The sequence below is a fragment of the Flavobacterium okayamense genome, from assembly GCF_019702945.1.
Lineage (GTDB): Bacteria > Bacteroidota > Bacteroidia > Flavobacteriales > Flavobacteriaceae > Flavobacterium > Flavobacterium okayamense.
This window is the reverse complement of record NZ_AP024749.1, coordinates 888824-901321: the sequence shown is the minus strand read 5'-3', so window position 1 is coordinate 901321 and position 12498 is coordinate 888824. Positions and strand designations below refer to the sequence as shown.

13 protein-coding genes are annotated in these 12498 nt (G+C 30.9%); 8 read left to right on the top strand and 5 right to left on the bottom strand.

Annotated elements, in window-relative coordinates:
• Window positions 1-82: 82 nt before the first annotated feature.
• From KK2020170_RS04135 to KK2020170_RS04125, 3 genes are read right to left on the bottom strand one after another with little or no spacing between them, the layout of a single operon-like run.
• Window positions 83-751, bottom strand: a complete 669-nt coding sequence (locus KK2020170_RS04135; RefSeq protein ID WP_221259548.1) for an aspartate kinase — start codon at window positions 749-751, stop codon at window positions 83-85.
• A gap of 57 nt (window positions 752-808) precedes the next feature.
• The gene (locus tag KK2020170_RS04130; protein WP_221259547.1) at window positions 809-1168 is read right to left on the bottom strand and encodes a YraN family protein; all 360 of its coding nucleotides are present in this window, start codon (window positions 1166-1168) and stop codon (window positions 809-811) included.
• An 18-nt stretch (window positions 1169-1186) separates the two neighbouring features.
• A complete protein-coding gene (locus KK2020170_RS04125) occupies window positions 1187-2083 on the bottom strand; it encodes a S66 peptidase family protein (protein ID WP_221259546.1) in 897 nt (298 codons plus the stop codon).
• Between the two features lie 159 nt (window positions 2084-2242).
• Between KK2020170_RS04125 and metG the strand changes: the two genes are divergently transcribed.
• From metG to KK2020170_RS04105, 4 genes are read left to right on the top strand one after another with little or no spacing between them, the layout of a single operon-like run.
• Entirely contained in the window at window positions 2243-4306 is a 2064-nt protein-coding gene (gene metG, locus KK2020170_RS04120) for a methionine--tRNA ligase (RefSeq protein WP_221259545.1), read from the top strand.
• 1 nt (window position 4307) lies between these two features.
• Window positions 4308-5738, top strand: coding sequence for a hypothetical protein (locus tag KK2020170_RS04115; protein ID WP_221259544.1), 1431 nt, complete (start codon window positions 4308-4310; stop codon window positions 5736-5738).
• A 42-nt stretch (window positions 5739-5780) separates the two neighbouring features.
• Complete coding sequence (locus KK2020170_RS04110; RefSeq protein ID WP_221259543.1) at window positions 5781-6299, top strand: ferritin; 519 nt, start codon at window positions 5781-5783, stop codon at window positions 6297-6299.
• Window positions 6300-6355: 56 nt separating this feature from the next.
• Window positions 6356-6535 carry a hypothetical protein gene (locus KK2020170_RS04105; protein WP_221259542.1) on the top strand — a complete coding sequence of 60 codons (180 nt, stop codon included), beginning with the start codon at window positions 6356-6358 and terminating at the stop codon, window positions 6533-6535.
• Between the two features lie 45 nt (window positions 6536-6580).
• Here the strand turns inward: KK2020170_RS04105 and KK2020170_RS04100 are convergent, their stop codons facing one another.
• Window positions 6581-6901, bottom strand: a complete 321-nt coding sequence (locus KK2020170_RS04100; protein WP_221259541.1) for a single-stranded DNA-binding protein — start codon at window positions 6899-6901, stop codon at window positions 6581-6583.
• 209 nt (window positions 6902-7110) lie between these two features.
• On the opposite strand from KK2020170_RS04100, the gene KK2020170_RS04095 reads away from it, so the two are divergent.
• The 4 genes from KK2020170_RS04095 to KK2020170_RS04080 are packed head-to-tail and all read left to right on the top strand — an operon-like array spanning window position 7111 to window position 10312.
• A complete protein-coding gene (locus KK2020170_RS04095; protein ID WP_221259540.1) occupies window positions 7111-8637 on the top strand; it encodes a bifunctional GNAT family N-acetyltransferase/carbon-nitrogen hydrolase family protein in 1527 nt (508 codons plus the stop codon).
• A gap of 5 nt (window positions 8638-8642) precedes the next feature.
• Window positions 8643-9128, top strand: a complete 486-nt coding sequence (locus tag KK2020170_RS04090) for a DUF6265 family protein (protein ID WP_221259539.1) — start codon at window positions 8643-8645, stop codon at window positions 9126-9128.
• A gap of 2 nt (window positions 9129-9130) precedes the next feature.
• A complete protein-coding gene (locus KK2020170_RS04085) occupies window positions 9131-9481 on the top strand; it encodes a hypothetical protein (protein WP_221259538.1) in 351 nt (116 codons plus the stop codon).
• Window positions 9482-9493: 12 nt separating this feature from the next.
• Entirely contained in the window at window positions 9494-10312 is an 819-nt protein-coding gene (locus KK2020170_RS04080) for a Rossmann-fold NAD(P)-binding domain-containing protein (RefSeq protein WP_221259537.1), read from the top strand.
• A 55-nt stretch (window positions 10313-10367) separates the two neighbouring features.
• On the opposite strand, the gene KK2020170_RS04075 is transcribed toward KK2020170_RS04080, so the two are convergent.
• Window positions 10368-12446: a M13 family metallopeptidase gene (locus KK2020170_RS04075; protein WP_221259536.1), complete on the bottom strand. Its 2079-nt coding sequence runs from the start codon at window positions 12444-12446 to the stop codon at window positions 10368-10370.
• Window positions 12447-12498: the final 52 nt, after the last annotated feature.

Below are 12498 nucleotides of genomic sequence, written 5' to 3'. Positions count from 1 at the left end.
TTTAACTTTAAATGTTGATTTTTAGTATAAAGAATGGTAAAAATACGTTTCTTTTTTAGATGTGAAAAAAATATCTTATTTTTTATTCTTCGTTAACGTTTTTCAAATCTTTAATAATTTTGAAAGCCGAATCTATTTGATTATCATGAACAATTACCGTAAATTCATTTGTAGTTGAAATTACTTCATGAATAATTACTCCTTCCCAAGCTAGACGTTGAAATATATAATAAAAAACTCCTGGTGTGGTTACATTAACTTGAGGTAATTTAACCGTAATTGAAGAAAGATTTTCTACTTTATGAGTTCTTTTTTCATTTTTAAAAATTTCCTCTAAAGCATTTGAAACAGCAGAACTTACAATAATATTTGATTCATTAACACCTCTTGAAGAAGTATAAAACAATTCTTTGTTTTTATTAATTTCAGCAATAAGTCTTGCCTGATTTTCTAACAAAGTTTCAGAAACAACAAAAGCATAATCTACCAATGAAGAACGAACTGTTATTTCTCCAATGTTTTTTAAAACTCTGATTAATTTGTGATTAATTCGAAAATCTAACTCTTCTGAAAGTCTTTTTAGAGCCATTACAACAGCTCCTTGCTTAACTTCTTTTCCTAGTTCTTTTTCAATTTCTGGCATCATTATACGTGCTAATGAAGTAAGATTAATAATTCCTTGCGAAATTGAATTTAATAAAAACGGCTTGTGCTTGATATATTGCTCTACTACCGAAGAAATTGTTTTCATAGTGTTGTTTATTTTTGCAAATCTACAAATAAAAACACATAATGTTATAAATTTAACTTAAAAATAATAAAACGCTTCTTCAATATGCTCAATGTTATATTTTGATTGAATCTTTGTTATTGCAACAATATCAAAACGAATCTCTACATCTAAGTCGTTTTTTTCAACATATTCATTTACAGCTTTTACTAAAAGTTGAATTTTTTTAGGTTTCACAAAGTCTTGTGGTAGTCCAAATTCAATGCTCGATCGAGTTTTTACTTCAACAATCGCAAGGATATTATCTTTTTGAGCAATAATATCAATTTCGGCTTTATCGAATCGCCAATTGGTTTCTAAAATTTCATATCCATCACTTTTTAGAAATTCAACGGCCAGCTCTTCACCTAATTTTCCTAACTCGTTATGTTCTGCCATTGTTTCAACGTGTCAATGTTATTTAAAACGAAGTTTTACTTCTTTATTATTTACTTCAAATTCAACTTGACTTCCTAAAATTAAAGTACGATTGTCTTTTTGATGTCCGGCAGGAAAATCGAATGCAATTGGAATGTTGTATTCCTTTGTAATCTCATTTATAATTTGAACTGCATTTTGTCCAAATGGAATTTCATTATCATGCATATCGGTCATACTTCCTACAATAATTCCTTTAACACTATCAAAATATCCATTACGTTTTAAATTATACATCATTCTATCGATGTGATATAGATATTCGTCTAAATCTTCAATAAACAGAATTTTATCTTTAGTATTAATCGATGATTTTGAACCTAATAAACTGTATAAAATAGAAATATTCCCGCCGACTAATTCTCCTTTCGCTTCTCCAATTCTGTTATATGAAACCGATGGGACTTCATAAGATATTGGTTCACCAAATAACGCTTTTCGCAACGTTTCTTTTACTTCTTCTGGCGCTCTTGGAACCGTAAAAGGCATTATACTGTGTAATGTAGCTATTCTTAAATTATTCAAATGGCTGTGTAAAACCGTTACATCTGAAAATCCCATAATCCATTTAGGATGTTTTTTCATCGCAGAAAAATCTATAGAATCAATTATTCTTACCGTGCCATATCCACCACGCGCACACCAAATAGCTTTAATATTAGGATTATTAATTTGTTCTTGTAAATCAGCAGCACGTTCAAAATCGGTTCCGCCTAACTGGCAACTGTCTTTACCAATAGTACTTCCTAATTTTACTTTCAATCCCCACGATTCTAATAATTCAATAGCAGGTTTTGCATCTTCTGGGAAAAATTTACGAGCGGTACAAACAATAGCAACGGTGTCGCCTTTTTTTAAATGAGGAGGAATAATCATTTTCTTTTGGGAATATGAAAAAGTTGATAAAAATATTATGATTGCAAAATAACGAAACATACTTGTTAAGTAAAAGTATTACTCAAATTTAAACAATTTCAGTTCAAAAATTCGTGAATTCCTTTACAAAGAATTATTTTTGTATCAAATTTTGAAACAATGTTAGAAAATCCGAAGAGATATACCATTACAGCAGCATTACCATACACTAACGGACCTATTCATATTGGTCATTTAGCTGGGGTTTATGTTCCTGCTGATATTTACGCACGTTACTTAAGATTACAAGGGAAAGATGTGGCTTACATTTGTGGAAGCGATGAGCATGGAGTGGCGATTTCAATGAAAGCTAAAAAAGAAGGCATCACACCTCAAGAAGTAATTGATAAGTACGACGGAATTATTCGTAAATCTTTTGAAGACTTCGGAATTTCTTTTGATAATTACTCTCGAACATCTCGTAAAATTCATCATGATACGGCTTCAGCTTTTTTCAAAAAGCTATACGAAGACGGAAAATTCATTGAAGAAACTACAGAGCAATTATACGATGAACAAGCCGATCAATTTTTAGCCGATAGATTTGTTACCGGAACTTGCCCAAAATGTGGAAATGAGGAAGCCTACGGTGACCAATGCGAAAAATGTGGCACTTCATTAAATGCAACTGATTTAATCAATCCAAAATCGACAATTACAGGTACAAAACCTATTTTAAAAGCAACGAAACACTGGTTTTTACCTTTAAATGAATATGATGCTTTCTTGAAAGAATGGATTTTAGAAGGTCATAAAAACGATTGGAAAGCAAACGTATACGGTCAAGTTAAATCTTGGGTAGATGCAGGTTTAGAACCAAGAGCAGTAACACGTGATTTAGATTGGGGAATTGATGTTCCTGTTGAAGGTGCAGAAGGCAAAAAATTATACGTTTGGTTCGATGCGCCTATTGGCTACATTTCATCTACTAAAGAATGGGCACAACGAGAAGGAAAAGATTGGGAACCATATTGGAAAGATAAAGACACTAAATTGGTTCATTTTATTGGAAAAGATAACATTGTCTTCCACTGTATTATTTTCCCAGCAATGTTAAAAGCACATGGCGATTATATTTTGCCTGATAATGTTCCTGCAAATGAGTTTTTAAATTTAGAAGGCAATAAATTATCGACATCTAAGAACTGGGCGGTTTGGTTACATGAATATTTAGAAGATTTCCCAGGAAAAGAAGATGCTTTGCGTTATGCGTTAACAGCAAATGCTCCTGAAACAAAAGATAACGATTTCACTTGGAAAGATTTCCAAGCAAGAAACAACAATGAGCTAGCGGCTATCTTTGGAAACTTCATTAATCGAGTTGTAGTATTAACTAATAAATATTACGAAGGAATTATTCCTGCACCAAATGAATTCTCTGAAGTTGACGAACAAACTTTAGCAGAATTAAAAGCCTATCCAGCAGTTATTTCTTCTTCAATTGAAAGATATAGATTTAGAGAAGCATTAGGTGAAATGATGAATGTGGCACGACTAGGAAATAAATATTTGGCTGATGAAGAACCATGGAAAATGGTAAAAGAAAATCCTGAAAGAGTAAAAACACAAATGTATGTCGCGTTACAAATTGCTTCGGCTTTAGCAGTTCTTTCTGGACCATTTTTACCATTTACTTCTGAAAAATTAAAACAAATTCTAAATATTTCGAATAGCGAATTGACTTGGAATTCTATTACAGAAACTAGTAATTTATTAAAAGCTGGTCATCAAATTGGTCAAGCTGAAATTTTATTCGCCCAAATTGAAGATGCAGACATTCAAAAACAATTAGACAAATTAGAAGCCAGTAAAAAAGCAAATAAAGCAGCAAGCATGAGTGCAGAACCACAAAAAGACACAGCAACATTCGACGATTTTACAAAATTAGATTTGCGTGTTGGTACTATTATTGAAGCAGAAAAAATGCCAAAAGCCAACAAACTTTTAGTATTAAAAGTAGATACTGGTATTGATGTCAGAACAATTGTTTCTGGAATTGCTGAACATTTTTCTCCTGAAGAAGTTGTTGGTAAACGTGTAACGGTTTTAGTAAACTTAGCTCCAAGAGCCCTTCGTGGTGTGGAAAGTGCAGGGATGATTTTAATGACAAACAATGCAGAAGGAAATTTAGTTTTTGTAAACCCCGATGCTGATGGAGTTTTAAACGGTTCAACAATTAGTTAGTATGAGAAAGATTTTATTATTATTATTTACAATTGGATTTACTTTTTCTTATTCACAACAAAGCATTAGTTCATTTGAATTTAATTTAGATAAAAATGCAAGTTTGTTTTCATTAAAAAATCCAAACAATGAAAATTTTTTAATTATAGTTTCAGAACAAGAAAAACTTAATTTTAAACTTTTTGATAACCAAACAATTAAAATTAAAGAATTTGATATCCAAGTACCTGAAGGAAAAGGAAAAAGCATTTTAGGTTATAATTTTTATGATGATGAAACTGTTCATTTTTATTGGAGCAAAAGAGGCTTTGAAGGACTAGTAAAACAAGTAATTAATTTAACTACTCAAAAATCATCTATTCAAGACATTGAGTTTAACATTAAAGATGAAAAATTTATCGTTAGACTTTCAACAGATAATAATTTTTACATTATAACTTGTTTAGAAGAGGAAAATGTAATTAATACATATTCATTTGATGAAAAACTTGTAAAAACCACTTATGACTTAAAAGATGAAAAATTCATAAGCTCTCTGAATAGAAGAGCTACACTTAAAGATATTTTTATTGAAGAAAATTGGTCAAAAACTGATTTTTTAACACAAGTTATTAAAGAAGAGACACCACCATCTTTGGTTTTAAGTAGAGATAAAAGAAAATGTTTTGTTGATAAAGACAGGCTTATATTTACTTTTGATAATAATCATGATTTTACACAATGCATACAATTAGACTTAAAATCAAATAATTATAAAGTAAACCACATTAAAAAACCTTTTATTAAAAAAAGTGATTTTAATAATATTGAGTCAAATTCATTTTATTATAAAAATAGTATAGTTCAAATGAAATTGGTAGGCCATCTAATGAATATTTCATTTAAAGACTTTGAAGGTAATGAATTAAAAAACTATATAATTGAAGATAATATTGACATTTCATTTAAAAACACTGATATAATCCAAGAGGATGGAGATATATTAGATAAAAGGATACTTGGAAAATCAAATCAATTACTCAGAAAAATTGGAAATAATTTTCCATCAATTGTACTTAATGATTATAATCAAAACACATTAATGATTATAGGTGGGGTTTCCGAGGTTAGACAAAAAAGTGGTATTTTTTATGGTGGTATTATTGGTGGTTTTACTGGAGCAATGATAGGATCACTTCTTCAAGATTATAACTTAAACAATATAAACTCATATAATAACAGAAAAGTAATTTACATTAATTGTCTTTTAGATAGTAACTTTAATAATATTGAGGGAAATATAAACGAAACTGCATTTGATAAGCTTAGATTTTTTATTCATAAAAACAAAGACATAACTCACCAAACTATCATAAAAAACAAAAAATCTATTATCCTTGGTGGATTCAATAAAAAAGATAAAACATTTACCTTTTACGAATTTATTAATTAATTTTTTTGCATTTTTTGTATCTTTAAAAGAAAAAGCACAACTATGTTAACACAAAGAATAGAAGAATCATTAAACGACCAAATTAGAATTGAAGCGGAATCTTCTCAAGTTTATTTATCAATGGCTATTTGGGCAGAAATTCAAGGTTTAGAAGGAATTGCTCAGTTTATGTATCGCCAATCGGATGAAGAAAGAGCTCACATGCTTAAGTTAGTAAAATATGTAAACGAACGTGGTGGTCATGCTCAAATTACTGATTTAAAAGCACCAAAAACGAAGTTTGGTACGTTTCAAGAAATGTTTGATGAATTATACAAACACGAATGTTTTGTTTCAAATTCAATTAATGAGTTAGTACATATCACACTACACGAAAAAGATTATGCGACGCATAACTTCTTACAATGGTATGTTGCTGAACAAGTTGAAGAAGAGGCGCAAGCCAAAACAATTTTAGATAAAATAAATTTAATTGGAGAAGATCGTGGCGGTCTTTATTTATTTGATCGCGACATCCAACAATTATCTGTAACTAGTTCAATTGCAACAAATCCACAGTAATTTTTATTTAGAACATTTAAAAATAATTATATCTTTGTCAAAGATTTCTATTTCAAATGAGTAAAGACAAGGATAAAAAAGAAAAGAAGAAAAAGAAGAAACTTAAAAAAGGTAAACTTCTTGAAATGAAGGTTGTAGATAATTGCAAATCGAAATGTTGCGAAAAATTTAAAAAAGGCGAACATAAACGTTGCAAACGTTGCCCCATGTTTGATTTAATTAAAAATGTATCATAATAAAAAGGCGGTCAATTGACCGCCTTTTTACTTTATTAAAGTTTATTATTTTAAAAGTAAAACTTCATTTGCAACAATTTCTGTGATGTAACGTTTAACTCCGTCTTTATCATCATAATTTCTTGTAGTTAATTTACCGTCAATAGCAATTTCTTTTCCTTTTGTAACGTACTTTTCTATAATTTCAGCCGTCTTTCCCCAAGCTGTAACACGATGCCATTCTGTTTTTTCAACTTTATCTCCATTGTCTTTGTAATACACTTCATTAGTAGCAATAGAAATGTTAGCTAGTTTTTTTCCTCCTTCAAGATTTTTAATTTCAGGTTCTTGTCCTACGTGTCCGATTAATTGTACTCTGTTTTTCATGGCGTTTAAGATTTAAATAATTAATAAAATTGATTTTTGAAATTGTCTTTCTGATTAAACTCAAATTCGTTCGTTCATTTCGACGATGCAAAGATTTGACCCTTTCCAAACTTTATTCGGTTATTATCTAATTAATTTCGGTTGTAAATATTTGTAACCATTTGTAAACGGAAAAAATATTGATTATATTTGTTGAAAATCAAATATTTATGCGCCAAGAAATTAAAAAAGTAGAGTTACGTAATCTACAAATTGAAGATTACAAACAATTAAAAAAATCAATGATCGAAGCCTATCCCGATATGGAAAACTCCTATTGGGATGAGAAACATATTAAAAAATTACTCAAAATTTTTCCTGAAGGCCAAATCGTTATTGTTGCAGATGGTGAGGTAGTAGGCTCAGCTCTATCAATTATAGTTTCTGAAACTACAGCTTACAAACTTCATAATTATAAAGATATTACAGGAAATTATAGCTTTTCAACTCATAATAGTAAAGGCAATATCTTATATGGAATAGATGTTTTTGTACATCCTAAGTACCGTGGATTACGTTTAGGTCGTAGGTTATACGATGCCCGTAAAGAATTGTGTGAACAATTGAATTTAAGAGCCATTGTTTTTGCGGGTAGAATTCCCAATTACAAAGAATTTTCAAGTAAGCTAACTCCAAAAGAATTCATTGAAAAAGTGAATAAAAAGGAGATCTATGATCCTGTTTTAACTTTTCAGCTTAGTAATGACTTCCAACCCGTTAGAGTAATGCGAAATTATTTGGAAGGCGATAAAAGTTCACAAGAATTTGCTGTTCTCCTCGATTGGAATAACATTTATTATGAAGAAGATATTCAATTAATTAATGTCAGAAAAAGTGTTATTCGATTAGGTTTAATTCAATGGCAAATGCGTTCGTTAGGAAATTTAGATGCGCTTTTTGAACAAGCTGAATTTTTCATCGATGCTGTTTCAGGTTATGGAAGTGATTTTGCTTTGTTCCCCGAGTTATTTACAGCACCATTAATGGCCGATTACAATCATCTTTCTGAAGCTGAAGCCATAAAAGAATTGGCAAAATATACAGATGCTATTCATAAAAAAATGCAAGAATTTGCCATTTCTTATAACATCAATATTATAACGGGAAGTATGCCACATTTAGAAAACGGACATGTCTATAATGTTGGTTTTTTATGTCGTAGAGATGGTACAAGCGAAATGTATCGCAAAATACATATTACACCAAACGAAATTTTCCATTGGGGAATTACTGGTGGCGATACTATTCAAACATTTGATACCGATTGTGGTAAAATTGGTGTTGTGATTTGCTATGACGTAGAGTTTCCAGAATTATCGCGAATAATGGCCGATCAAGGCATGAATATCTTATTTGTTCCTTTCCTTACCGATACCCAAAATGGGTACACAAGAGTGAAACATTGTGCGCAAGCCAGAGCCATTGAGAATGAATGTTATGTTGCTGTAGCAGGTTGTGTTGGTAATTTACCGAAAGTGAACAACATGGATATTCAGTATGCACAAGCTGCTGTTTTTACACCATCTGATTTTGCATTTCCAAGTAACGGAATTAAAGCGGAAGCAACTCCAAATACCGAAATGACCTTAATTGTTGATGTCGACTTAGATTTGTTAAAAGAATTACACGAACATGGAAGCGTACAAACCATGAAAGACAGAAGACACGATTTATACAAACTAAAAAAATTGAAATAAACAATATGAAAAAACTGCTGTTTCTAATTGCAATCTCAATAATTACATTGTCTTGCAAAGCGCAAAACACTTTACATTATAATGATGAAAAAGGTTCGCCAAAAGCAAATTTAAATGATATAAAATGGCTTTCTGGGAATTGGAAAGGAGCTTCTGAAATGGGTAATTTTGAAGAAAACTGGAGTTTAGCTTCTGCTAAATCCATGTTGTTTTCTTTTAAAATGTGGAATGACAATGAAGTTTTCTTTTATGAAGTCGGGCACATTATAGAGAAAGACAAAAGTTTAGTTTTAGAACTAAAGCACTTTGATAAAGAATTAAAAGGTTGGGAAAAACAAGATGAAAAAGAAAGTTTCCGTTTGGTTAAAATAGATGGGAATAAATTCTATTTTGACAAAATCACCTATGAAAAAATTGATGACAATCACATGATTGTTTATGTATTGATGGAAGAAACTAACGAAGAATTAATTTTTAATTTTAAGAAATAGTAATGAGTAAAACCTGTTTAGAATGTGGCGATAAAATTGTAGGAAGAGAAGACAAGAAGTTTTGTAGTGACGCTTGCCGAAACTCCTACAACAATAAAATGAACAAAGACCAAAACAATTTAATGCGCAACATTAATAATAAATTGCGTAAAAATTATCGTATTCTTTGTGAATTAAATCCCGAAAGTAAAACCAAAACTACGCGCACTAAACTACTAGCAAAAGGTTTCGATTTTGAATTTGTAACTTCAATTTACGAAACCAAAAATGGCAATCGCTATTATTTTTTATATGACCAAGGTTATATGGCAATTGAGAATGACGGATTTGTTTTAGTCAAAAAGGATAGTTAATAAAGAGAATAGATGAAAGAGAATAGAAAACAGATATCTATTTTAGGTTGTGGTTGGTTAGGATTTCCTTTAGCCCAACAATTTATAACTAAAGGTTACGAAGTAAAAGGTTCTACAACTTCAATTTCTAAACATCGAAAGTTAAAAGCCGAAAACATTCAACCCTATATAGTAGAGTTACATGAAAATGAAATTGTTGGAGATTTTGAAAATTTTTTAGAAGAAAGTGAACTCTTAATCATCAATTTCCCGCCTAATTTGCGAGGTGGTAATCCAGAAAGTTTAGTAAAAAAGATAGAAAATTGTTTACCTTTTTTAGAAAAATCAACGGTTAAAAAAGTAATTTTTGTAAGCTCTACAGCTGTTTTTCCTGATAGTTTTCCTATGAAAACCATTTATGAAGATACACCACCTCAACCTAATGATGACCGCGGTAAACAATTACTAGAAACTGAAAACCGTTTACGTTACAACACGCATTTTGAAACTACCATTTTACGCTTTGGCGGGTTAATTGGGGAAAACCGACATCCTGTTAATTATATTTCTGGAAAGAAAAATATCGACAATCCTGAAGCTCCTGTTAATTTAATTCATCAACAAGATTGCATCAATCTTATCTTTCATATTATAGAAAATAATTTATGGGGAAAAGCATTAAATGCGGTTTATCCAAAACATCCTAAGCGCAACGAATATTATCCTCAAAAAGCTGCTAATTTAGGTTTAGAAATCCCGGAATTTAAAACGAATGCTATTTCAAAAGGAAAATATATTAGCTGTAAATATTTACGTGAAAAATATGGTTTTGAGTTTTTGAATGAAATTTAAACAATTAAAAAACCCAACAAATGTTGGGCTTTTTAATATCAAATTTTAAAATGTATTACCAAATTTTAACTCGGTCTTCTGGTTTTACATACATTCCGTTTCCTTCTTTTACACCAAAAGTATTGTAAAAAGCATCCATGTTTTTCAATGGTTCTGCCGCACGATACATTCCTGGCGAATGTGGGTCTGTTTTTACTTGATTTTTAATTGCTTCGTCACGCATTTTAGTTCTCCAGATTGTTGCCCAAGAAATAAAGAAACGTTGTTCTGGTGTATAACCGTCAATTAATCCAGGATTTCCATTTTCTTTCAAATAAATTTGTAAACCATCATAAGCAGCATTCACACCTCCTAAATCACCAATGTTTTCACCTAATGTAAATTTACCATCAACATAAATTCCAGGTAACGGTTGTAAATTAGAATATTGAGCCGCTAATGCGCCTCCAAGTTCAGTAAACTGTTTTAAATCTTCATCACTCCACCAATTTACTAAATTTCCGTTTGAATCGTAACGTGAACCTGAGTCATCAAATCCGTGAGAAATTTCATGTCCGATAACCGCACCAATTCCACCATAATTTACCGCTTCATCCGCTTTGTAATCATAGAAAGGCGGTTGTAAGATAGCAGCAGGGAAAACAATCTCATTATTAGATGGGTTGAAATATGCATTTACTGTTTGAGGTGACATTCCCCATTCGGTTTTATCCACTGGTTTTCCTAATTTATCTAAATTCTTTTGGTGTGACCATAAAGCATATTGTCTAGAATTTTCAAAATAAGTTCCTCCATTTTCAGGGCTTGTAACCTTTAATTTAGAATAATCTTTCCATTTATCAGGATATCCAATTTTAACTGTTAATTTGTTTAATTTCAATTTTGCATTTTCCTTAGTTGAAGGCGTCATCCAAGGTAAATTATCAATTCTGTTTTCAAAAGCTTTCATTACGTTAGCAATCATCGCTTGTGCTTTTGCTTTAGCTTCAGGCGGGAATTTTTTAGCTACATATAATTTTCCTAAAGCTTCACCTAGTCTACCATTTACAGTAGCCAAAGCTCTTTCTTCTGCAGGACGTTGTTTTACAGCTCCTGTTAAAGTTTTACCATAGAAATCCCAATTAGCATCAGCAATCTCAGTTGATAACACTCCTGAAGCATCGTTTAATAAAGTCCAACGTAAATATGCTTTCCAAGAAGCTAAATCGCCTTCTTTAAAAATGGTTTCAATTTTTTCTAAATATCTTGGTTGTGAAACTACTACTGAATCAATTTTTCCAATTCCTACACCTGTTAAATAATTATCCCAATTGACTGTTGGTAAAACTTTACCTAATTCGGCAACTGTCATTGGGTTATACGTTTTTCTTCTATCACGACGTTCAACTCTGTCTAACATCGATTCTGCCATTTTAGTTTCTAGTGCTAAAATTTGCTCTGCAGAAGTTTTTGCTTGAGCTTCAGAGTCGCCTAAAAACTGTAACATTCTTGTTACGTGAGCTACATATTTAGCTCTTTTTTCTTTGGTATCTTCTGCATCAGAAACATAATAATCTCTATCAGGTAAACCTAAACTTCCATTACCAATATAAACTACGTTTCGGTTACTATTTTTTGCATCGGTATAAATATAACTTCCGAAAAAACCAATGCTAGCTTCTGCTTCCAATTCAGTTGTTAAGGCGATTAAATCTTGAGTATTTTGAATTTTATCAATCTTAGCTAGGTATGGTTTCAATGGAGAAATTCCCATTTTATTACGTGTAACAGTATCTAAAACCGATTTGTATAAACTTAATGCTTTTCCTTGATCAGAATTAGGATCAATTGTTTTGTCTGCTAAAGCTTCTTTTAAGATTGCCATTACATCGTCATCGGTATTCTTGCGAAGTTCATCAAAACTTCCCCAACGTGTTCTATCGGCTGGAATTTCAGTTTTATCTAGCCATTTCCCGTTTACATAACGGAAAAAATTATCAGCAGGACTTACCGAAGTATCCATGTAATTTGTATTAATTCCTGGGCTTGCTTTTTTAGGTTCAACTTTTGCCACTTCTTGATTCGTTTTACACGAATTTAAAAGAGACAATAAAAAAAGGAAGCCTAAGCTTCCTTTAATCATATTTTTTTTCATTTTGATTTGGTTAAAGAAAGTTATTTTACAAATATAACTTTTTGTTTAATAA